The sequence below is a fragment of the Cupriavidus sp. H18C2 genome (genome assembly GCF_049393795.1).
GTDB classification, from domain to species: Bacteria; Pseudomonadota; Gammaproteobacteria; order Burkholderiales; family Burkholderiaceae; genus Cupriavidus; species Cupriavidus pauculus_C.
Genome location: NZ_CP186010.1, coordinates 2302783 through 2323996, shown reverse-complemented (window position 1 = coordinate 2323996; position 21214 = coordinate 2302783). Strand labels below are relative to the sequence as shown.

Genomic DNA, 21214 nt, shown 5'->3' with positions numbered 1-21214 from the left:
TCAGTCCTGACGTTTGAGGGGCACCGGATGCGGCGCCGGCAGGGTGCGCGGCGCGGCGCCGGGGCCGGGGCGGCGGGGCGGCACCAGCGGCAGCGACACGGCGGCCGGCTCGGGTTCGGGTTGGGGTTCGGGTTCGGGCGCCCCTTCAGGCATGGGCGGCATGGGCGGCAGGTCGGCGGCAGCGGCGTCGGCGGTGGCCGGAGAGGTTGGACCCGCCGGCTGCGCCGGCAGCCAGTTGCCGTAGTCGGGCGGCGGATACGCGGCGATCTCCGCTTCCAGCCGCGCCAGTTCGGCCGTGATCGATTCGTTGTCGCCGCTGCGCAGGTCGCCCTGGAACAGGTCGGCCATGGGCCGCTGGAACACGCGCTGGCAGACCGCATCCACGTCGTCCAGCCGGCAGGCGAAGAAGAACGCATACAGGCTGTCGCTGCCGGCGGTGCACAGGTCGCCCGCGCGGCTCATGCGGCAGGCGCGCAGCGCGTCGACGTGGGCCACCTCGGGCAGCAGCGGCAGTTGCAGCAGCACGTGCGGCAGGCGGATCATGCGGCTGCGCTCCACCGCGTCGCGCACCAGCGCCACGAACGTGGGCGCCGCCACGTAGCCGCTGGCCGTGGTGGTCAGCACCGCCGACAGCGCGTTGTGGTAGTCGGCCAGGATCGGCCGCGAGAACACCTGGCCCTGCAGCCCGTCGATCATCGCCTGCATCCGCGCGAATGGCGTGCGCTGCGCGATCACGGCGTTGGCGCCCAGGTTCAGCATCAGCAGCTCATAGTGCTGGCGCATGGCCTCGCGGTCCTCGCGGATCACGATCTTCAGCGCGCGGCCCGCGCTGCGGCGCAGCCGGTGCACCTGCCCGGCCAGCATTTCCAGGTCGCGCGTGCCGGCGTAGTGCAGGATCACGGTGGCCGCCACCGCCTTGCTGGCCGTGGCCACGGCGGCCTCGTTGCTGTCCACCACGCGCCACGCTTCGGGGATGAAGCGCTCGCGCAGCACCGCGTCGCGGCTGGCAATCACGCGCTGCTCGTCGGGCGCCAGCATGCCGGCCTGCTCGATCGTGTCGCTGTACGTGTCGGCCGCCACCATCAGCCGGTGCTCGCCCGGCGCAAAGCGCAGCCGCACGATCTCGCCGGCCACCACGGCCTGGTTGTCGCGCCAGAACGCCACCTCCCACGTGTACTGGCCCTGTTGCTGCGATAGCTGCACGGCGCCCGCAAAGCGCCCGTGAAAGCCGTGCAGGTCTGGCCCCGGCTGGCCGTCGGCCGACTCGGGCGGCGCCATCGCCAGCAGCAGCGCGCAGCGCTCGTCGGCGCACCAATCGCAGAGCCGCACGCCCTCGGCCGCCAGCGCCGCGGCGTCGTGCCAGCTGAAGAATGCTTCCGCGCCTTCCAGCAGGAACGTGGTGCCGCGCGCGCCGCACTGGTCGACCAGCGCGTCGAGCGCTTCCATCAATGTGTCGATGCCGGCGCGCCCCGGCTGCGGCCGCAGCGCGCACAGGTTGGCGCGCGCGTGGAGTGCGCGGTTGACCTCGATGTCGAGCCCGTGCTCGCGCAGCGCGGCGGCAATGCCGTCGGCCTCGCGCGTCGACAGCACGCAGGCCGGGCCGCGCAGCGCGCTGGCGGCGGTCTGCCAGAACAGCGCGTCCCGGGCCGGCGACGGCGGCGCGTAGACCACGTGCGCGCGGCCCGGCGCCAGCGTGGCCAGCGCCGGGGCCAGGCCCTCGATCGCCAGCGTGGCGCGGGCCTGCAGCCGGGCCAGCAGCGGGGCGGGGCGGGGGGCGGAGGCGTGGGCGGCGTCGTTCATCGAAGGTCCTGTGGGGCCGCTCAATAGGCCGAGTATGGCCGCACGGGCGTCGGCGGGAACGGCACCGGCAGCTCGCGCTTGTCGAACAGGTAGCGCAGCCAGGCCATGGCGCGATTCGGCGCGTAGTCGCGCGAGCGGTCGATCGAGAACCCGGCGCCCACCACCCAGTGCGGCGCCAGCGTGTATTCGACGGTCGCGCCCAGCGTATAGCTGAAGCCGCCGCCCGACCCGCCGCCATAGGTGGCGTTGCCGCTGGCCGCCTGCAGGTCCGGCCGCGTGGGAAAGAACGGCGCGGCGTCCTCGTAGGTCCACGACCAGCCGGCCGATCCCAGCAGCCGCCACGACCACCTGGCATGGCGGCCGGTCCAGTCCAGCGGAATGCCGACCGAAAGGTAGCGCTGCGGGCTGTAGTAGCCGCCGTGCCCGAAGGTGTAGAAGCGCTGGTTTTCCGAGTAATGCCACCAGTTGAACACCAGCCCGCTGGTCACGCGGTGATCGCGCTGGGCGTAGACGGGCACGTCGAAGCCGGTGCGCAGCGTGACCTCGCGGTTGGTCTTGACGTTGTCGCCCGTGTAGACGCCGGCGCCCACGTCGGCAAACAGGCCCAGCCGGCCCACGTCCCGCGCGTAGCGCAGGTGCACGCCGTTGCGGACGATGCCGCCCCAGTGCTCGCCGGTCACCGGGTCGCGCGCGCCGGCGTACGAGATCAGCGAACTGGTTTGCGCCCGGCGCGACACGTCCACGGTCACCGACTGCACGCCCAGGTCCGCCCGGTAGCGCAGCCCGCCCACCACCGTGGTTTCCAGAAAGCCGAGCGGCGTGGTGCCGATATCGGCGCGCCAGCTGTTGTAGGCCCCGTCGTACTCGTAGCCGGCCGCCAGCGCCACGCCCTTGTCGGTCTGGCCGATGTTGCCCAGCCCGGCATTGCCCAGCGCCGGGATCTTGCCGAATTCCAGGTTGCGCAGCGGCGCGGTGCCGCGCAGCGTGCCGGCATCGAGCAGTACCGTGTCGGCATGGAAGAACATGTGCCCCGTGTAGCCGTGCGGCACGCGCACGTACAGCGGGATCTCGGTGGCGTGCAGCCGCGAGATGCCGTCGTCGCCGGACTTGTTCGACTGCATGACCGCCGTCGCCACCTCGCCCTGCCGCCGCGCGTCCAGCCCGGCCAGCGCGCGCTGGGCCGGCGTGCCGTCGGCGCCCGGCAGCACGCTCTCGCGTTGCTCCAGCGGCAGCGCCGCGCGGTACAGGCCGGCAGCCTCGTCGAAATCGCCGCGCGACTGCGCGATGCGGCCGCGCTGCACCGTGATGTCGGCGCGGCCCGGAAAGCGTGCGTCCAGCGCGTCCACCACCTCGGCGGCCTCGTCCTCGCGCCGCAGCGCGGTGAAGCGGCGCGCCACCGACAGCCGCGTGTCGATATCGTCCTCGGGCGCCTCGGCCAGCACCGTGCGGACGATGTCCAGCGCCTGCGCGGTCTGGCCCATCCGCTCGTACTGGCGTGCCAGCGTCAGTCGCGCGCCGGCGTCGTGCGGCTGCGTGGCCAGCACCCGGCGGGCCGCGTCGGCCGCGCCGCGGTAGTCACCGCCTGCCTCGCGCAGGTCGGCCAGTTCCAGCAGCCAGCGTCGGTCGGCCTGCTGCGCGGCCGGCACCGCGTCCAGCACCTGCTGCGCGCGCCGCAGGTCGCCGGCGGCGATCTGGCGGTCGGTTTCGCGCAGCGCCAGCCGTAGCGACTGGTCGGCCAGGTCGGCCTGTTCCTCGGCGGTGGCGCCGGGCAGCGCGCCGGTATCGGCGATCCACTGGCGCAGCGCATCGTCGCGGTCGGCGGCGGCCAGCAGTTCGCCGTAGCGCAGCCGGATGTCGACGTGCGGCGCGTCGGGGTGCGCGGCCAGCCAGTCGCTGACCAGCCGCAGGCCCTTGTCGGTCTCGCCCAGCGCAATCCATTCGCGGCCGATCGACGCCAGCATGTGCGGATCGTCGGCGGCCTCCGCGGCGGCCTGGTCGAGAAGGCGGCGGGCGTCCGCGTCGCGGCCCTCGGCCACGCGCTGGCGTGCCTCGCGCAGTTGCTGCTGCGCGGCCAGGTTGCGGGCCAGCCCGCGCATGCTGTCCGAGCGCTCGGCCTGCGGCACGCCGGCCAGCATCGCGGCGGCGCCGTCGATGTCGTCCACGCTGTTCAGGTACAGCGCGCTGGCGTAGCGCATGTCGTTGCCCGGCGCCGCGCGCATGCCGTCGTCCATCACGCTGCGGCCCAGCGCGGGCAGGCTCAGGTCACGATAGATGCGGGCCAGCGTGAAGCGCGTCCACGGGTCGTCGGGCCGCAGGCGGATGGCGTCTTCCAGATCGCGGATGGCCGGGCTGCGCTGTTGCCGGGCCAGCGACTGGTCGGCGCGTACCGACAGCAGGTCGGCCCGCATCGCGCGCAGCTCGGCGGCGGACCCCTGCATGCGCGCGGCCTGGCTGGCGATCAGCGGCTCCACCTCGGCATCGCGGCCTTCCTTCTGCAGGATGCCGATCAGCGTGCGCAGCGTGCCGACGTCGGGCCTGGGGCGGGCCAGCATCTGGCGCAGCAGCGTTTCGGCCTCGCGGTTCTTGTCCTGCGCCACCAGTGCGTCGGCCAGGATGCCTTGCGCGTCGGCGTTGGCCGGCTGCTGCGCCAGCGCCTGCCGGGCCAGCCGCTCGGCCTCGGCCGGCTTGCCCTGGCGATTGGCCTCGCGCGCCTTTGCCACGGTGCCCCAGAACGTGGCCGTGCCGATCAGGCTGCGCCACTTGTCGCTCGGGTCGAGCTGGTTGGCGCGCGTGAACAGCTCGCGCGCCTCGTCGTGGCGGCCCTCGCGCAGCCGCACGAGCCCCAGCCCGCCCACCACCTCGGCATCGTCGCGCCGCTTGCGGTACGCCTGCTGCAGCGCGATGTCGGCGTCCTTGAGCTGCCCGCGCTCCAGTTGCGCCAGCCCGCGCTGCCGCGCCTGCCAGGCCGGATCGGCCTCGCGCTGCTTCTGCGCGGCCACGCGCTTGCCCAGTTCGGCCAGCGTGTCCTGCGCGCCCTTGTCGTCGGGCACGGCCTTCACGTAGCGCTCGAACCAGACGTAGTAGGCCGGGTCGTCGTTGACGCGGTACAGCGTGCGCCGCCAGATGTCGAGCGCGGTGGCCCGGTCGCCCTCGGGCTGCTGCGTGACTTCGTAGAGCAGCGCAAAGCCTTCCTGCCGGGTGCCGGCGCGGTCGGTCAGCAGGTCGCCCAGCGTCAGCTTGAGCTGCATGTCCGACGGGTTCGCGCGAATCCGCTGGCGCAGTTCGGCGATGGCCCGCGTGCGGCCGTCCGGCGTGCCCGAGAGAATGCGGTAGTAGTCGCGCGTCAGGCTGCCGGCCGGCGCGCCGCGCGGAAACAGCTTCTGCAGCCGCTGCACCGCTTCTTCGTCCTGGCCGCTGCGCGACAGCAGGCGGATGTTGGCCATCTCGCGCTTGTCGCGCGTGGCGATGCGGTAGGCGTCGTCCAGCTCCTGCGTGGCGGCGCTGCCGGGCGCCACGGCCTGCAGCCTCCTGAGCAGCTTGTCGGCCTCGGCCGGGCGGTTCGAGCGGATCTCGATCAGCCCGAGCAGCTTCAGCGCCTCGGGCTCGTTCGGGTTGATCAGCAGCGCCTTGTCCAGAATGCCGCGTGCCATGTCGGCGCGGTTGCGCGCCTCCCACATCCGCGCGGCGGCCAGCAACTGCGCCATCTGGGGCGACGGCGCGGCGCGCGAGGCGGGGGCGGGATCTGCGGCAAGGGCAGGCATGGCGGAAGTGGCCAGCAACACGGCCAGCGTGGGGGCTAGCGCGCTGCGGGGCATGTGGATGTCCAGGCCGGCACCAGCGTGCCGTCCGCCTCGAAGCGGAAGTGTCCGTCCAGATGGCCCAGCCCGAACAGCGCCAGCACCTGGCTGTAGTGCCCAGCGGCGCCTGCGCGGCCATCGTGCGGGTGCGCTGGGCCTGCCCGCGCGCCGCATCGGCCAGCCCCAGCGCCGCCAGATACGGGGCCACGGCGGCCGAGAACCCCGCGTTGCCGGCGTTCGCACCGAACGTGCCGGCCTGCGTGTCCACGCGCTCGGGCGGATGGCCGTGCGCCACCACGTAGTCGGCCATCGGGCGGAACCGCTGCAGCACCGTGGTGCGCAGCGGGTCGCGCGGGGCGGTCATGCCGGCCCACAGGTAGACGCGGATGGCGTTGTACGACCCGCCGGCCTGCGTCTGCGCGTCGGGCTGGAACCCGCGGCCCTTCTGGTACACCGCCCAGTCGGGCGAAAAGCCCTTGGGCGCCGTATCGACGATCAGCCGCGCCGATGTGTCGACGAGCGTCTTCCAGCCGGCATCCTCGGCGCCCAGCACGGCGGCCAGCCGCCGCATCACGGGCAGCGGGACGTAGCTCGGGTTCAGGCGCCACGTGTCCGGCGTGGGATGGAAGCCGGCCGGCCCCGGCAGCAGCGTGCGGCCCAGCCCGGGCAGCACGGCCGATTCCTCGCGCAGCGCGCGGCGCGCCAGCACGGTGCCCAGCGCCGTGTAGCGCCGCACCTGCCAGAGCCGGCCCGCTTCCAGCAGCGCGTAGGCGATCCACAGGTCGGCGTCGGACGCCGGGTTGCTGTCGATCACGCCCCAGGTGCCGGCCTGCTCGCCCTCGGTGCGCTTGCCCCAGATCCACGCGGGCAGGTGGGCGGTCAGGTCGCCCTGGGCCAGGTTGTTCTCCGTCCACGCCAGCAGCCGCTCGAACGTGGCGCGGTCGTTGGCGGCCAGCGCGAAGAACAGCCCGTACGACTGGCCTTCGGATACCGTCACCTGCTGGTCGCTGCTGTCGTCGATGACGCGGCCGTCCTGGCTGATCGTGGCGCGGCGGAAGGCGTCCCAGTCGGGCCAGGGGCAAGACGCGGCGGGGGCGGCCAGCGCGGGCAGGGTGGCGCCGGCCAGCGTGCACGCCACGGCGCAGCGGATCGACACGCGCTTCAGCCAGGCCCGTGCCCGCCGCATGTCACCCTCCGTTGCGCCGCGCGGCCAGCCGGCCCAGCGCCCAGAACAGCGTCAGCGCCACCAGCAGCCCGGCCAGGATGCCGCCCAGCGCCAGCAGCGCCGGGTGCGCCGACATCGTCATCCACAGCCGCGCATACCAGGGCAGGTTGCCGACGTAGTAGGTCTCGCCCAGCCGCAGGCCCTCCAGGTCGCGCTGGCGGATGACGGTCAGGTCGCCGCGGATCTGCGCCACCTTGCCGGGGTCTTCCAGAACGTCCAGCACGTCGCGCACGCGGTCGTCGCTGGACGCGGTCAGCGCCACCACGCTGCGCCGCTCGGCAAACGGGGATTCGAAGCCGATCAGCGCGGCCAGCGGGCCATCGGCGGACAGGATCGCGCGGCCGGCCGGCGAGATGTTCTCGCTGTCGGTGCCGCCAATCCAGTTCGACCACGCATGCGCGCGCTGGTCGCGCAGCGCGATCTCGGTCTTGCCACGCTCCACCAGCAGCGGCAGCGACTTGCCCCACCGCTGCAGCACCTGCGCGGCGCTGCCGGTGCCGATGATGACGAGGTCGCGGTGCTTGACCGATTCGATGGCGCGGGACGGCGCCACGGTCACGCGCAGCGACGGCAGCCCTGTCCACTTGCCCATGTGGCCCAGCACGGTCAGCAGCGCCTCCTGGTCGATCGTGGTCGGCGCGTCGGGGATCACGATCGCCGTGTCGGCCAGGTCGGCCATGCGCGTGAACGGGTAGCCGCTGTTGGCAAAGAACGCCAGGTTGGGCAGCGCCGCGTAGTGCAGGAAGCCGCTGAAGTCGATCGACGAGTCGGGGTCCACGGCGGCGCGCGCCACGTTGGCCGCCGTCGACGCGCAGAGCCCGGTCTTCTGCGAATCGATGTGGAAGCGGAACTGCATCTGGTTGTTGCTGCCCACGCGGAACGCCGGGATCAGGATCTCGTTGCTGACGCTGGCGCTGCCGCCCGACAGCAGCGGCACGCTGACCAGGTTCTCGTCGTTCTGCACCGTCAGCGGCTTGAGCCGGTACGAGCGCACGAGCTGGTCGTTCACGTCGATGCTGAGCACCGAGTCGTTGTACGTGGACGGCGCCGTGTAGCGGTACTTCATGTTCATCGGCACCGCGCGGTCGTTCCAGCCGAACAGGTCGGCCGGCACCTTCAGGTTCACGCGGATGGCGTCGGGGCTGGCGCCCGAGACCTGCAACTGCTGCGGATCGGTGACCAGTTCCTTGAACATCACCGGGCGGTCCACCGGCGCCCAGGCGGGCGCGTCGTAGGGGCGGCGCGGCTGGCCCAGGTCCACCGACTTGACCAGCGTGCTGGCGCCGGCCATGCCGGCCTTGCCCAGCACCACCGCGTTGGCGGCCACTTCCAGCTCCTGCGGCGTGCGCCCGGCCAGCACTAGCAGCTTGCGCGCGGGGTTGGCCGGGTTTGGCATCACGCTGACGGTCGGCCCGTCGATCTTGTCCAGCCGGATGCCGTCGGGCTGCGCGTTCGGCAGCACCAGCGCAATGGCGTGGGCGTCGCCCGGTGCCGTGCGCGTGACCGGAAAGCGCAGCTCGCGGTAGCTGGCCAGCGCGCCCAGCCACGACGCCACCACGCCGGCGGCGCGCAGCGTGACCGGATCGGCATTGGCGGGCAGCACGAACGGCACGGTCACGCGGCGGTTGTCGCGGCGGTCGAAGAACGGGGCCGGCAGCAGGGCCAGGTTGTCGGGCAGCGTGACGGTGGACTTGGTCAGCGTGAGCGTGCTGGTGGGGCTGATGTCGGTCCAGAGGCTGGAGTGGTACGGGTCCTCGCAGTGATCGAGCGTGTAGTGCGCGATCATCTGCACGTTGATGCGGTTGAAGTCGGTGAAAAAGCGCGGGTCCAGGTCGACCTCGCGCGACACCTGCTGGCCGGCGTGCTCCTTGTCCAGCGGCAGCGTGGCCACCACCTCGTCGTTGAGGCGGATCTTCAGGTGCGACAACGGGTAGACCAGCGACGGCGAATACGTGAAGACGAGCTTGAGCCGGGCCGCCGTGACCACCTCGTCCAGCCGCACGCCCACGTTGACCGTGCGGTCAGGGTCCACGCCGCGCAGCGGGATCGTGTAGTTGGCGCCCATCTGGGCGAAGGTCAGGGACTGGGTGCGCCCCGGCGGCAGCGCCGCGGCGTCGGAAGCCGGGGCCGTGGCGGCCGGCGCGCTGGCCGGGGACTGGGCTGCGGCCGGCCCGGGGGCCAGCCCCGCGCACCATGCCATCGTCATCGCGACAGCCATCGGCATGCAGCCACGTAGCAGGCCTGACACGAGTTCCGTCATATCGGGGCGCCCTGTGAGTGTCGCGCGGCGCGAACCGCGCTTCGGAAGGTTACTGCGTGGCGAATATAGCACGCCACTTTCGGCCAGCAGCAACGGTTTGCGGGCAGGCAACGGTGAATTAAGAAAGATTCAATTCATACGCGTGAAGGTCCCAAAAATTTTCAGTTGCATCCGCCGGAGAGGCTGTTCCCCGCGTGTAGGACATGCCGAATTTGCATGAGCTGGCGGGCGGCCGTGTGAAAGAATGCCAGCCATCGTCTTCCACCTTCCAAGAGGAAACCACCCGCCATGTCCGAAGCCGTCGTCCTGCTGAACGGGGAACTGCTCCCGTTGTCCGAAGCCCGCATCCCTGTCCTGGACCGGGGGTTCATCTTCGGCGACGGCATCTACGAGGTGATCCCGCTCTACAACGGCAAGCCGTTCCGCGGCGCCCAGCACCTGGCGCGGCTGGCGCGCAGCCTGGCGGCCATCGGCATCCCGAATCCCCATACCGAATCGGAATGGCTGGCCCAGATCGACCGCGTGGTGCAGGCCAACGGCATGGCCGACCAGATGGTCTACATGCAGGTCACGCGCGGCGTGGCCAGGCGCGCCCATGCCTTTCCGAAGGAAGTCACGCCCACAGTACTGATCATGACCAACCCGATGGCGCTGCCGCCAGCCGCCGCCGTGGAGCAGGGCGTGGCCTGCGTGACGATGGAAGACCGCCGCTGGCTGAACTGCCAGATCAAGTCGACGTCGCTGCTGGGCAACGTGTTGGCGGCGCAGGCCGCGGCCGAGGCCGGCGTGACCGAGGCCATCCAGTTCCGCGACGGCTACCTGACCGAGGCGTCGGCGTCGAACGTGTGGGTGGTCAGCCAGGGCCGCGTGTCGGCCCCGCCCAAGGACAACCTGATTCTGGAAGGCATCCGCTACGGCCTGATGGAAGAGCTGTGCGCGGCCATGGAGATTCCGTTCGAGGCGCGCCGCCTGACGCGCGACGAGGTGTTCGGCGCCGACGAGGTCATGATCTCGTCGGCCAGCAAGGAGCTGCTGCCCGTGGTGAAGATCGATGGCCAGGCCGTGGGCGGCGGCGAGCCGGGGCCCGTGTTCCAGCGGCTCTACGCGGCCTACCAGGCGGCCAAGGCGGCGCTGTAGTCACACTGGCGCCGGCGCGCCGGTGCTAGGATGGCCGCTGCGGTAATCCATCGATAGGAGGCTGTCTCATGGCCAAGCGCGAGCGCAGCGGGCGCGTCATCAAGGAAGAGGTGAGCCGGCGCATTCAAGGCATCGACGAGATTGCGGACGAGGGGATGCGGGTTCGCGTGCCGGACCCCACGCCCCATGCGCGCGACGCGCGCGGCCGCAACTGGGACATGGCCCGCTTTGGCAACGCCCGCGGCTACGAGGCCGCGATCCGGGCCGTGGTGGACGAGGTGCGCGACGAGTTCGACCTCGTCGACGACCCGGCCAGCCACGTGCCGAACCCGTTCGGCGACTGACCGGCCGCCCGCCCGCGGCAGGCGTTCAGCAAGCCAGCCCCGGCCACGCCGGCTGCGGCCGCCATCCCGCGATGGCGCGCGCCGGCAGCGGCTGGGCGAACAGGAATCCCTGGCCCACGTGGCAGCCCTGTTCCAGCAGGAACTGGCGCTGGTAGGCGCTGGTCACGCCCTCGGCCACCACATTCAGCTGGCGTGCCCGGCCGATGCGGATCACGGCCTCCACCAGCGTGCGCGTGGCCTCGCTGGTCTCCAGGTCCAGCAGGAAGCTGCGGTCCAGCTTGATTTCCTCCACCGGCAGCCGCGTGAGCTGGCTCAGGCTCGAAAACCCCGTGCCGAAATCGTCGATCGACAGCCGCACCCCGAGCGCGCGCAACGCGCCGATGGTGGCCTCGGCCTCGGCCGTCTGCTCCAGGAAGACTCCCTCGGTAATCTCGATGGTCAGCGAGCCCGCCGGCAGCTGGTTGGCCTCCAGCGCCTGCGCCACCACGCCGGGCAGCCCCGGATCGCGGATGCACAGCGGCGACAGGTTGACCGATACCCCCGGCACCGCCGCGCCGGCCTGGCGCCACAGGCCCTGCTGCGCGCAGGCTTCGCGCACGGCCCAGTAGCCGAGCGCCACGATCAGGCCCGATTCCTCGGCCAGCGGCACGAAGACCGACGGCGACACGTCGCCACGGCGTGGATGCGGCCAGCGCGCCAGCGCCTCCACGGCCCAGAGTTCGCCCGTGGCCAGATGCACCTGCGGCTGGTAGTGCATGCGCAGGCCGACGCTGGCGATGGCTTCGCGCAGGTCGGCTTCCAGCGCACGGCGGTCGCCCAGCCGGCGGGCCAGCGCGGCGTCGTACACGCAGACCTGGTTGCCGGGCTCGCCGCCGTGCTGGCGCTTGGCCAGCTTGGCCTGGTAGACCGCCAGGTCGGCGTGGTGCAGCAACGTGGCGCGGTCGGGCGCCGGTTCGGTCGACAGGCTGATGCCGATGCTGGCCGACGTGGACAGCCGCCGCCCGTGCCCGATGTCGATCGGCGCGGCCAGCGCCTGCAGCAGCGTCTGCGCGGCGGCCAGCGCGGCGTCGCGGTCGTGCCCGGGCAGCAGCACCGCGAATTCGTCGCCCGACAGGCGGCCGACCACGGCCTCGGCGTGGCGCGCGTGCGCGACGTGCTGGAGCCGCGCCGCCACCTCGGTCAGGAAGCGGTCGCCGGCCACGTGGCCCTGCACGTCGTTCACGCGCTTGAAGTCGTTGAGGTCCAGGAACAGCGCCGCCAGCGGCGTGCCGTCGGCGCGGGCGCGGGCCACGGCGGCATCGGCGCGCGCCAGCAGCAACTGGCGGTTGGGCAGGCCGGTCAGCGCGTCGTAGCTGGACAGCCGGTGGATATGCTCCTGGGTCTGGTCGCGCGTCAGCGCCAGCGCGCAGAGGTCGGCGGCCACGGCCACCAGGTGCTCGTGGAACGGTTCGGGCAGGCGCGGCGTGGTGAAGCACAGGCCGAAGGTGCCAAGCACGCGGCCATCGGCGGCGCGCACGGGCGTCGACCAGCTCGCGGCCAGGCCGGCAGCCTGCGCGGCGTCGCGCAGCGTTTCCCAGCGGGGGTCTTGCGAAATGTCGCCCACGGCCACGGGCTGGCCCAGGAACGCGGCGGCGCCGCACGAGCCCGATTGCAGGCCGATCGGCAGGTTGTCGAAGCCGGCCACGGCGGCCGGGTCGGCCGACGGCATCGCCACCAGCCGCAGCCGGCCGTCGGCCACGCGCATGACGGCCGCCATCGCGCCCGGCGCCAGCCGCTCCACGCGGCGGCACAGGTCGGCCATGATCCCGGCGGTCGGCAGGTCGCGCGCGAGCGCTTCCACGGCAGACCGCTGGACGTCCCACAACGCCTCGGCGGCGCCGTCGAACCGGGGAACCTGGGGGTGCGCCTTGACCGCGACCACGGCATCGATCGCCTGCTCCAGCGCCTGGGTACGCATGCTTTGTGACTTTCTCGTTATTTTGGAATTCGGTGCGTGCGCCCGGCCATCTCCCTCGATGGCCGTCCAGCCGCACGCCCCCGCGAGTGTAAGCCGGTTCCTTACCGCCGACGGACAGGGTTTGCCCGGTTTCGCAACATGCGCTGCCGCGCCGTCAACCCCTCGTTGGGGGACCGGCGGCCCGCCGGCGCTTGTGCCGCGCGGGACGTGACACGGGCATGACGGACGTCAAGAGGATGTCAGCGGGCGGTTAGAGGGTTTCTTCGGATTCGGGCGGCCGGGCGCCCTAGGCGTGCGATGGCGGCGCAGCCGCCTCGGCGCTGCGCCACGTGGCGCCGGACTGGCGCTTGGCGCCGTACATCGCGGCGTCGGCCGCGCGCAGCAGCGCGGTGGCGTTGCGCGCGTGGATCGGGTAGATGGCCAGCCCGATGCTGAGCGGCGCCGTGATGGCGGTGCCGTCGGGCAGCAGCAGCGGGGCGGCCATGGCGTCGAGGATGTCCTCGGCGATGTGCACGGCGTCCTCGGGATGGCGCAGCGCGCCGACCAGCACCGCGAACTCGTCGCCGCCCAGCCGCGCCACGCTGTCGGACTCGCGCAGCCGCGCACGGATGCGCTGGCCGATGCCGACCAGCACCGCGTCGCCGGCGGCGTGGCCGTGGCGGTCGTTGATGCCCTTGAAGTCGTCGCTGTCCAGGTAGAGCACGGCCGCGTGGCAGTGGGTGGCCGCCGCCGCGCGCACGGCCACGTCCAGCGCCTCGGTGAAGGCGGCGCGGTTCAGCAGGCCGGTCAGGCTGTCGTGCGTGGCGCGGTGGGCCAGCGAGCGGTTTTCGTGCTGCAACTGCTTCTGCCACGCTTCCAGCTCGTCCAGCAGCACGTTGAAGTCCTCGGACAGCGCGTTCAGTTCCGCGATCCTGGCCGGCGGCATGCGCTGGCCGAACGCGCGTTCAGACCGCACCGCGTGGGCCACCCGCATCAGGCTGCGCAGCGGATCGACGATATGCGCCAGCATGCGGCGCGACATGTAGTGCGCGCCGATGGCCGTCAGCAGCAGGCACGCCACCAGCCCCAGCGCGCCCTGAAGCAGGAAATGGAGCAGCGCGATGGGGTCGCCGGCCACGCGCACGCTGCCCACCTGCTGGGATTCGTGGATGACCGGCAGCTCGACCGGCCCGGACGTCAGCAACTCGCCAGCCAGCGCGCGCAGCGCCGGCAGGTGGTCCTGCTCCGGCCGCCGCCACGCCGCCAGCGGCTGGTGGTCGCGGTCGAACACGGTGACGGCGGCCACGTCCTCGGCGCCGGCGATGGCGGCCAGCGTGTCGGCGGTGGCGGCATCGTCGCGGAACACGACCGGCGCCTCCACCGTGTAGGCGATGGACCGCGCCACGAGCTTCAGGTTGTGGTCGGCATAGGCGCGCAGCGCGGTCAGGCCCAGGAACGTCAGCGAGATGCCGGCCGTGAGCACGGCGATCAGCGCCACGCCCAGGTGGATGCGGCGCAGCGCGCTGTAGAGCGTGGGCCGCAGCGGGGGGGGCGCGGGCGGGGCCGGGCGGGCGCGGTCATGGCGCGGGCGCCTTGCGGCGTCCTAGTTGCAGCACGCCCGGATGCACGTGGATGCCGCTCCGTGCGATGGCTTCCAGATGGATGCGGAACGACACCTGCTGGTCGCGGATGTTCAGGCAGAACATGCTGCTGCCTTCGCACTCGAAATCTTCCTCGGCCACCACCAGCACCGGCTTGCCGACGAACGCGGCGGCCAGCGGGCGGCGGCGCGCCTCGGTGACGGCGCCCAGGTACAGCGCGTCGCACTGCGGCACGAGCGCGTCGGACGCGGTGTCCACCCGGCGCGCGTCGACCAGCCGGCCCGTGGACAGCGTGCCGCCTTCCATCAGCTTGCCGGCGTAGCGGGCGCCGCCATCGACGCACAGCCGCAGCGTCTCGCGCTCGGTGGGCCACCGGGCGTAGCTGAGCAGGCTCAGCACCACGCGGGCCACGGCTTCGGGGCGCGATGGCGGGGCCGACGCGCCGGAAGCCGGCAGCGGCGTGGCGGGCGGTGCGGTGGCCCCGGCCAGCCCGGCCAGCAGCAGCCACGCGGCCAGCGCCAGCCGGAGCGGGCGGCGCTGGGGGCCAGGGCGGGAGGCAGGGCGGGGCAGGTGGGCGGCGATCGGCAAGGCGGCGGGCGTGGAGATGGGGTCGGATGGATCGTGGACGCTCTCCAGAGTGTCGGCGCGAACCGGCAAAACTGTAGGGACGGGCCGCCGCGGCGCCCGGAATCGGCGGTAACGCCCCGAAACCGTTTCTTACATCACAGGGTCCGGCCCGTGGGTACACTGCTGCCTGTCGGTCCGAGGGTGCCGGGGCACGGCGCCCGCCGAACAACACAAGAAAGGGTCCATCATGCAACGCCAAACCTTGCTGCGTGCCGCCGCCGGCGCCGCGCTGATCTGGTCCGCCGCCGTCTTCGCGCCCACCGCGATGGCGCAGGTCAATATCAACATCGGCATCGGCACCCCGCCGCCGGCCCCGATCTACGAAGTCGTTCCCGCGCCGCGCGCCGGCTACGTCTGGGCGCCCGGCTACTGGTCCTGGGACGACCACTACCGCAAGCATGCGTGGAAGAAGGGCCACTGGGTGGCCGAGCGCCCCGGCTACGTCTACGAGGCGCCGCGCTGGGTGCAGGCCAGCAACGGCTGGGTGATGCAGCCCGAACGCTGGAACCGCGGCCCGGACTACGACCGCTACCACGGCCCGCGCCATGACGACCATCGCGGCGGGCCCGGCCCCAAGGGCTACCACTGCCCGCCGGGCCACGCCAAGAAGGGCGAGTGCTGAGGCCCATGTCGCGGCGCCGGGCCCGCGCCGCCGCCATCGCCATGCGGTGACGGCGCGCGGCGGGGCCATGCTAGGATGCCCGGGCACAGCCGACTACCCGGAGCCCCGACATGCCCAAGCAGGTGTTCTCCCGCTCGCAGTATCTCGACATCCTCAATGACAGCCTGCGCCGCCATCCCGGCTTCCAGCCCGGCATGGCGTTCGTGTTTCTGCCGCCGGGCGCCAGTGCCGAGCAGGCGTCGGGCGTGGGCTGCACCGGCCCGCTGGACGCGCTGGCGGTCTACTGCGAGATCGAGCGCGTGGCCGCCGGGCTGATCGAGGTGCGCGACTAGGCCGTATGGCCGTGACGGCCGTAACGGCCGTGACGTGGCCGGTCCCAGGCATCAAAAAACGCACCCGAGGGTGCGTTTTTCGTTGGGGCTCAGCCTTCGTCTTCCTCGTCGTCGAGGAATTCGCGCCGGAGCATCCAGTTGGCGATGGCTTCGTCGCAGACCTTCTTGAGCTTGCCCTTGTCGGGCAGCTTGTCGAACATCTGGAAGTTGACCAGCGCCATGCCGGCGTCGGTGATGTAGAACAGGCGTTCGGGCTCGTCGTAGTGGACGATGCGGCCGTCGATGCCTGCTTCCTCGCTGTCGGCGGGCATGTCTTCCAGTTCCACCACGCGGCAGGTGAAGCGCGGGCTGCGCGTGTGGGTGAGGTACTCGAACTCGTCGTGCGTGACCTCGCCGCCCTTGCCGGCGGTGATGGCGAAGCCCCAGATGAACCGGGGCATCGGCAGATCGGACAGATCGTCAATCTCGTCCATGGTGTTCTCCCTGATGCGTCAGCCGGCATTATCGCCGAAGTCCCGCGCCACGGGCAGCACCCGCCGCGCCGCGCCGCGTCATTCCAGCAGGTAGCCGCGCGCCAGCGCGCCAAAGTCCTCCAGTTCGCGCGCCTGCCAGGCGGCGTCGTGGCCCAGTTCCTCGGCCAGGATCTCCGCCACGCGCGGCGCGCCGGCCAGCGCGGCCCGGGCGTCCAGGAACAGCGCGCGGTTGCGCCGGCCGAGCACGTCCTCCACCCGGCGCGCCAGTTCGTGGCGGGCCGCAAAGCGGACGTGGGCCTCGGTCAGGCCGGAGGCCGCCACGACCGTCGCGTCGGCGCCGGGCAGCGCGCGCACCAGCGGCAGGTCGGCGCCGTAGTAGCGGTCGGGCGAGCCCGAGTTGGGCGGCGGCAGGTCGTCGGGCATGCCGGTGGCGCCGTGCAGCGGCAGGCTGGCCGTGCGGCACGGCGCGGCGGGCAGCATCTGGCGCTGGATCGCGGTCTCGATCACGTCCTCGGCCATCTTGCGATAGGTGGTCCACTTGCCGCCGGTGACGGTGATCAGCCCCGCGCGCGACACGAGGATCGTGTGCTCGCGCGACAGCGACGCGGTGGACGACTCGCCCGTGGCCTTGACCAGCGGCCGCAGCCCGGCCCAGACGCTGGTCACGTCGGCGCGGGACGGGTCGCGCGCCAGGTACCGCGCGGCCGTTTCCAGGATGAAGTCGATGTCGTCGCCCGTGGCGCGCGGCTCCAGCGGCAGGTCCTTGCGCGGCGTATCGGTGGTGCCGACGATGACGTGGCCGTTCCAGGGCACCAGGAACAGCACGCGGCCGTCGTCGGTCTTCGGGATCAGGATCGCGCGGTCGCCGGGCAGGAAGCTGCGCGGGATGGTCAGGTGCACGCCCTGGCTGGGCGCCACCATCGTGCGCGCCTGGCCGTCCTCCATCTGCCGCACCGCGTCGACCCACACGCCGGTGGCGTTGATCACGCAGTCGGCGCGCAGTTCGAACGTGGCATCGCCCAGCGCGTCCTGGGCCGTGACGCCGGTGACCACGCCGTTGCGCTGGGCCAGGCCGGTCACGCGCAGGTAGTTGACGGCCGTGCCGCCCACGTCGAACAGCGTGCGCATCAGCGCCATGGCCAGCCGCGCGTCGTCGAACTGGCCGTCGAAATAGAGGTTGCCGCCGCGCAGCGGCCGGCCGCCGACGTGCTCGGCCAGCGTGGGTACCGCTTCCAGCGTCTCGCGGTGGTTGAGCCAGCGGCTGCCGGACAGGTTCTGCCCGCCGGCCAGCATGTCGTAGACCTTGAGCCCGATGCCGTAGAACGGCTGGTCGAACATCTGGTAGGCCGGCACCACGAAGCCCAGCGGCCACACCACGTGCGGCGCGTTGCGGGCCAGCAGGCCGCGTTCGTGCAGCGCCTCGCGCACGAGGCTGATGTTGCCCTGGGCCAGGTAGCGCACGCCGCCGTGCACGAGCTTGGTGGCCTTGCTGGACGTGCCCTTGGCAAAGTCGGCCGCTTCGAGCAGCAGGGTGCGATAGCCGCGCGCGGCGGCGTCGAGCGCCGTGCCCAGGCCGGTGGCGCCGCCGCCGATGACGATCACGTCCCAGCGCGGCGTGCGCGCCAGCGTATCGAGCAACTGGGCCCGCGAGGGAGGCTGGACCGGAGGTACGGAGGTAGACATGGTGGTTCGGGCCTTCGATGTTCAGGTTGCGCTGTCGTTGCCGTCCCGGGCCCAGTCGCGGGCGCGGTCGACGGCGCGGTGCCAGCGGGCGATGCGGTGCGCGCGGGCGTCGGCCGACAGCTTCGGCTCGAACCGCTGCTCCACCTGCCACTGGCGCGCGATCTCGCCGGGGTCGGTCCAGTAGCCGGTGGCCAGGCCGGCCAGGTAGGCCGCGCCCAGCGCCGTGGTCTCGGTCACGCGCGGCCGCACCACGGGCGTGCCCAGCAGGTCGGCCTGCATCTGCATCAGCAGGTCGCTGCGCGACGCGCCGCCGTCCACGCGCAGCTCGGCCAGCGAGATGCCGGCGTCCTTCTGCATCGCGTCCAGCACGTCCACGCTCTGCAGCGCGATCGATTCCAGCGCGGCCCGGGCGATATGGGGCCCGCCGGTGCCGCGCGTGATGCCGACCAGCGTGCCGCGCGCGAACGGGTCCCAGTGCGGCGCGCCCAGCCCGGCAAAGGCGGGCACCAGCACCACGCCGCCGGTGTCGTCGCACTGGCGCGCCAGCGGGTCTACCTCGGGCGCGCTGTGGATCAGCTTCAGGCCGTCGCGCAGCCACTGGATCGTGGCGCCGCCCATGAACACGCCGCCTTCCAGGCAGTACTGGGTGTCCTGGCCGATCTGCCAGCCAATCGTCGTGATCAGCCGGTTGCGCGACGTCACCGGCTGGTTGCCCGTGTTCATCAGGATGAAGCAGCCGGTGCCGTAGGTGTTCTTGGCCATGCCCGGCTTCAGGCACGCCTGGCCGAACGTGGCGGCCTGCTGGTCTCCGGCGATGCCGGCGATGGGCACCTCCACGCCGAACAGCCGCGCCGACGTGCGCGCCACGTGGCCGCTGGACGGCACCACCTCGGGCAGCAGGCTGCGCGGGATGTCCAGGATGCCAAGCAGCTCGTCGTCCCAGCGGAAGTCGTGGATGTTGAACAGCAGCGTGCGCGAGGCGTTGGAGACGTCGGTCACGTGGTGCGCGCCGTCGGTGAGCTGCCAGATCAGCCAGCTGTCGACGGTGCCGAAGGCCAGCTCGCCGCGCTCGGCCCGCGCCCGGGCGCCGTCGTAGTGGTCCAGCATCCAGCGCAGCTTGGTGCCCGAGAAGTAGGCGTCGATGATCAGCCCGGTCTTGCGCTGGAACGTGTCGCCGTGGCCGGCGGCCTGCAGGTCCTCGCACATCGGCGCGGTGCGGCGGTCCTGCCAGACCAGCGCGCGACCCACCGGCTCGCCGGTCTTGCGGTCCCACAGCACCGTGGTCTCGCGCTGGTTGGTGATGCCGATGGCGCGAAGCTGCGAGCCGCTGACGTTGGCGTCGCCCAGCACCTCGTGGGCCACGGCAAGCTGCGACTGCCAGATTTCGTACGGGTCGTGCTCGACGTGGCCGGGGTGCGGATAATATTGCCGGAATTCGCGCTGGGCGATCCGTACCACATTGCCGGCGTGATCGAACAGGATGGCGCGCGAGCTGCTGGTGCCCTGGTCCAGGGCCAGCACGTACTGCGGCGATTGCGTGGAAGGCGTGGATGTCATGCGGTCCATCCGTAACGGTGAAATGGCTTCTCTATGTCCGATATTGTCAGCGTGGTGGCTGCCGGCGTGGCCGCGCGCAGCCCCTTTGATCCGTCCGCCCACCTGCGGCTGCTGGCCGACGGCCGGCACGTGGGCTGGCTGCCGCGCACCCATGCCGACGTGCTGCGCGGCTGGCCCGGCACGCTGGGGCCGGAGCAGGGCGGGGCGGTGGCGCTGCTGCCCGGCCGCGATGACCGGGCCGGGCGCGACGCGGCGCTGGCCGCGCTGGCGCGTGACCTGGCTGACGCGGGCCATGTGCGCGGCTGGCGCAACGAGCTGTTCGCGGTGACGCCGGCGCCGGACGCGGTGCCGTTCGCGGTCATCGAGCGGGCGGCGGCGCGGTTCCTGGGGCTGCTGACGTTTGCGTCCCACATGAACGGCATCGTGGCCGGCCAGCGGGCGTTCTGGATCTCGCGGCGCAGCCCGTCCAAGGCGGTGGACCCGGGCATGTGGGACAACCTCGTGGCCGGCGGCGTGCCGGCCGGCAGCGATCCGCTGGAGACGCTGGTGCGCGAATGCGACGAGGAATCGGGTATCCCGCCGGCGCTGGCCGGGCAGGCCCAGGCCCACGGCGCGCTGGACGTGCTGCGCGAAATCCCCGAAGGCGTGCAGTGGGAGCGCGTGTATATATATGACCTGCTGCTGCCGCCGGACTTCGTGCCGCACAACCGCGACGGCGAGGTGGCCGAGCATCGGCATATCGACCCGGAGGCATTGCTTGCTATCATGGCGGGCCGCGCCATGACCGTCGATGCCACGCTGGTGACGCTGGATGCCCTCCGCAGGCGCGGCTGGGCGTCCGTCCAGCCCTGAATGTCCCGCATCGCGGCCCGGCCTTGCCCAACCCCGATTTGCCCCAAATGAGCACCACTGGTTTTATCCTGACGCTTTCCTGCCCGGACCAGCCGGGCATCGTGCACGCCGTGTCCGGCCTGCTGTTCCAGCATGGCTGCAACATCGTAGATTCTGACCAGTACGGCGACGCCTTTACCGGCCGCTTCTTCATGCGCGTGCATTTCAGCGCCGCGCCGGGCGGCCCCGGCCTGGCCGAGTTGCGCCAGGCGTTCGCGCCCGTGGGCGACCAGTTCGGCATGCAGTGGAACGTGTTCGACGCGACGGTCAAGCCGCGCGTGATGATCATGGTGTCCAAGATCGGCCACTGCCTGAACGACCTGCTGTTCCGCGCCAAGGTGGGCGGGCTGCCGGTGGAGATTGCCGCGATCGTCTCGAACCATCGTGATTTCTACCAGCTCGCCGCGTCGTACGACGTGCCGTTCTTCCACCTGCCGCTGATGAACGCGTCGGCCGAGCAGAAGGCCGCGCAGGAAGCCCGCGTGTTCGAGGTGGTGCGCGACCAGAACATCGACCTCGTGGTGCTGGCCCGCTACATGCAGGTGCTGTCCGACGACCTGTGCCGCAAGCTCGAAGGCCGGGCCATCAACATCCACCACTCGTTCCTGCCCAGCTTCAAGGGCGCCAAGCCGTACTACCAGGCCCACGACCGCGGCGTGAAGCTGATTGGCGCCACGGCCCACTACGTGACGGCCGACCTGGACGAGGGCCCGATCATCGAGCAGGAGATCGAGCGCGTGGACCACAGCATGGACCCCGAGCAGTTGACCGCCGTGGGCCGCGACGTGGAATGCGTGGCGCTGGCCCGTGCGGTCAAGTGGCACGCCGAGCACCGCATCCTGCTGAACGGTCACAAGACCGTGGTCTTCAAGTAAAGGCCGCAGCCCCTCTCCCGCCAGCGGAGAGGGGTGTCCCCCCGGCGATGGGCG

Annotated in this window: 15 protein-coding genes and 1 pseudogene; 6 read left to right on the top strand and 10 right to left on the bottom strand. The window is 72.0% G+C overall.

Features of this window, described 5'->3' with window-relative positions; translation table 11 throughout:
• The 4 genes and pseudogenes from bcsE to bcsB form a co-directional block, all read right to left on the bottom strand.
• Positions 1 to 1800: a cellulose biosynthesis protein BcsE gene (gene bcsE / locus EPAKOI_RS10380; RefSeq protein ID WP_423192160.1), complete on the bottom strand. Its 1800-nt coding sequence runs from the start codon at positions 1798 to 1800 to the stop codon at positions 1 to 3.
• Between the two features lie 20 nt (positions 1801 to 1820).
• Complete coding sequence (locus EPAKOI_RS10375) at positions 1821 to 5615, bottom strand: cellulose synthase subunit BcsC-related outer membrane protein (RefSeq protein WP_423192159.1); 3795 nt, start codon at positions 5613 to 5615, stop codon at positions 1821 to 1823.
• Positions 5597 to 6783 (bottom strand): annotated as a pseudogene (gene bcsZ / locus EPAKOI_RS10370) (cellulose synthase complex periplasmic endoglucanase BcsZ). Before bcsZ ends, EPAKOI_RS10375 begins: the two are co-directional and overlap by 19 nt.
• Before the next feature lies 1 nt (position 6784).
• Positions 6785 to 9046: a cellulose biosynthesis cyclic di-GMP-binding regulatory protein BcsB gene (gene bcsB, locus EPAKOI_RS10365; protein WP_253699808.1), complete on the bottom strand. Its 2262-nt coding sequence runs from the start codon at positions 9044 to 9046 to the stop codon at positions 6785 to 6787.
• A gap of 324 nt (positions 9047 to 9370) precedes the next feature.
• On the opposite strand from bcsB, the gene EPAKOI_RS10360 reads away from it, so the two are divergent.
• Together EPAKOI_RS10360 and EPAKOI_RS10355 are read left to right on the top strand one after the other, a co-directional pair.
• Complete coding sequence (locus EPAKOI_RS10360; protein ID WP_423192158.1) at positions 9371 to 10219, top strand: D-amino acid aminotransferase; 849 nt, start codon at positions 9371 to 9373, stop codon at positions 10217 to 10219.
• A gap of 68 nt (positions 10220 to 10287) precedes the next feature.
• Positions 10288 to 10563 (top strand): hypothetical protein, encoded by a 276-nt coding sequence (locus tag EPAKOI_RS10355; RefSeq protein ID WP_124683862.1) that lies wholly within the window; start codon positions 10288 to 10290, stop codon positions 10561 to 10563.
• 25 nt (positions 10564 to 10588) lie between these two features.
• Here the strand turns inward: EPAKOI_RS10355 and EPAKOI_RS10350 are convergent, their stop codons facing one another.
• The 3 genes from EPAKOI_RS10350 to EPAKOI_RS10340 form a co-directional block, all read right to left on the bottom strand.
• Positions 10589 to 12520, bottom strand: a complete 1932-nt coding sequence (locus tag EPAKOI_RS10350) for a putative bifunctional diguanylate cyclase/phosphodiesterase (RefSeq protein ID WP_423192157.1) — start codon at positions 12518 to 12520, stop codon at positions 10589 to 10591.
• A 286-nt stretch (positions 12521 to 12806) separates the two neighbouring features.
• A complete protein-coding gene (locus EPAKOI_RS10345) occupies positions 12807 to 14042 on the bottom strand; it encodes a diguanylate cyclase (RefSeq protein ID WP_423193510.1) in 1236 nt (411 codons plus the stop codon).
• Positions 14043 to 14076: 34 nt separating this feature from the next.
• Complete coding sequence (locus tag EPAKOI_RS10340) at positions 14077 to 14682, bottom strand: YfiR family protein (RefSeq protein ID WP_423193509.1); 606 nt, start codon at positions 14680 to 14682, stop codon at positions 14077 to 14079.
• Between the two features lie 232 nt (positions 14683 to 14914).
• Here EPAKOI_RS10340 and EPAKOI_RS10335 point away from each other — a divergent pair, with 232 nt between their 5' ends.
• Entirely contained in the window at positions 14915 to 15349 is a 435-nt protein-coding gene (locus tag EPAKOI_RS10335) for a YXWGXW repeat-containing protein (RefSeq protein WP_124683865.1), read from the top strand.
• Positions 15350 to 15459: 110 nt separating this feature from the next.
• On the top strand, positions 15460 to 15681 hold the full coding sequence (locus EPAKOI_RS10330; protein ID WP_124683866.1) for a hypothetical protein: 222 nt from the start codon (positions 15460 to 15462) through the stop codon (positions 15679 to 15681).
• 89 nt (positions 15682 to 15770) lie between these two features.
• On the opposite strand, the gene EPAKOI_RS10325 is transcribed toward EPAKOI_RS10330, so the two are convergent.
• The 3 genes from EPAKOI_RS10325 to glpK form a co-directional block, all read right to left on the bottom strand.
• Entirely contained in the window at positions 15771 to 16154 is a 384-nt protein-coding gene (locus tag EPAKOI_RS10325) for a hypothetical protein (RefSeq protein ID WP_124683867.1), read from the bottom strand.
• Between the two features lie 78 nt (positions 16155 to 16232).
• Positions 16233 to 17837, bottom strand: coding sequence for a glycerol-3-phosphate dehydrogenase/oxidase (locus EPAKOI_RS10320; protein ID WP_423192156.1), 1605 nt, complete (start codon positions 17835 to 17837; stop codon positions 16233 to 16235).
• Positions 17838 to 17858: 21 nt separating this feature from the next.
• Positions 17859 to 19394, bottom strand: coding sequence for a glycerol kinase GlpK (gene glpK, locus EPAKOI_RS10315; protein WP_423192155.1), 1536 nt, complete (start codon positions 19392 to 19394; stop codon positions 17859 to 17861).
• A 33-nt stretch (positions 19395 to 19427) separates the two neighbouring features.
• On the opposite strand from glpK, the gene EPAKOI_RS10310 reads away from it, so the two are divergent.
• Together EPAKOI_RS10310 and purU are read left to right on the top strand one after the other, a co-directional pair.
• Positions 19428 to 20246, top strand: coding sequence for an NUDIX hydrolase (locus EPAKOI_RS10310; RefSeq protein ID WP_313834976.1), 819 nt, complete (start codon positions 19428 to 19430; stop codon positions 20244 to 20246).
• A gap of 47 nt (positions 20247 to 20293) precedes the next feature.
• The gene (purU, locus tag EPAKOI_RS10305) at positions 20294 to 21160 is read left to right on the top strand and encodes a formyltetrahydrofolate deformylase (protein ID WP_124683871.1); all 867 of its coding nucleotides are present in this window, start codon (positions 20294 to 20296) and stop codon (positions 21158 to 21160) included.
• Positions 21161 to 21214: the final 54 nt, after the last annotated feature.

Excerpts from the sequence above, each read along its gene's own strand:
- EPAKOI_RS10350 (WP_423192157.1), bottom strand. The coding sequence starts at position 12,520 with ATGCGTACCCAGGCGCTGGAGCAGGCGATCGATGCCGTGGTCGCGGTC.
- EPAKOI_RS10335 (WP_124683865.1), top strand. The coding sequence starts at position 14,915 with ATGCAACGCCAAACCTTGCTGCGTGCCGCCGCCGGCGCCGCGCTGATC.
- EPAKOI_RS10355 (WP_124683862.1), top strand. The coding sequence starts at position 10,288 with ATGGCCAAGCGCGAGCGCAGCGGGCGCGTCATCAAGGAAGAGGTGAGC.
- EPAKOI_RS10330 (WP_124683866.1), top strand. The coding sequence starts at position 15,460 with ATGCCCAAGCAGGTGTTCTCCCGCTCGCAGTATCTCGACATCCTCAAT.
- EPAKOI_RS10320 (WP_423192156.1), bottom strand. The coding sequence starts at position 17,837 with ATGTCTACCTCCGTACCTCCGGTCCAGCCTCCCTCGCGGGCCCAGTTG.
- EPAKOI_RS10360 (WP_423192158.1), top strand. The coding sequence starts at position 9,371 with ATGTCCGAAGCCGTCGTCCTGCTGAACGGGGAACTGCTCCCGTTGTCC.
- EPAKOI_RS10375 (WP_423192159.1), bottom strand. The coding sequence starts at position 5,615 with ATGCCCCGCAGCGCGCTAGCCCCCACGCTGGCCGTGTTGCTGGCCACT.
- bcsB (WP_253699808.1), bottom strand. The coding sequence starts at position 9,046 with ATGCCGATGGCTGTCGCGATGACGATGGCATGGTGCGCGGGGCTGGCC.
- glpK (WP_423192155.1), bottom strand. The coding sequence starts at position 19,394 with ATGACATCCACGCCTTCCACGCAATCGCCGCAGTACGTGCTGGCCCTG.
- EPAKOI_RS10310 (WP_313834976.1), top strand. The coding sequence starts at position 19,428 with ATGTCCGATATTGTCAGCGTGGTGGCTGCCGGCGTGGCCGCGCGCAGC.
- EPAKOI_RS10325 (WP_124683867.1), bottom strand. The coding sequence starts at position 16,154 with ATGGACGAGATTGACGATCTGTCCGATCTGCCGATGCCCCGGTTCATC.
- purU (WP_124683871.1), top strand. The coding sequence starts at position 20,294 with ATGAGCACCACTGGTTTTATCCTGACGCTTTCCTGCCCGGACCAGCCG.
- bcsE (WP_423192160.1), bottom strand. The coding sequence starts at position 1,800 with ATGAACGACGCCGCCCACGCCTCCGCCCCCCGCCCCGCCCCGCTGCTG.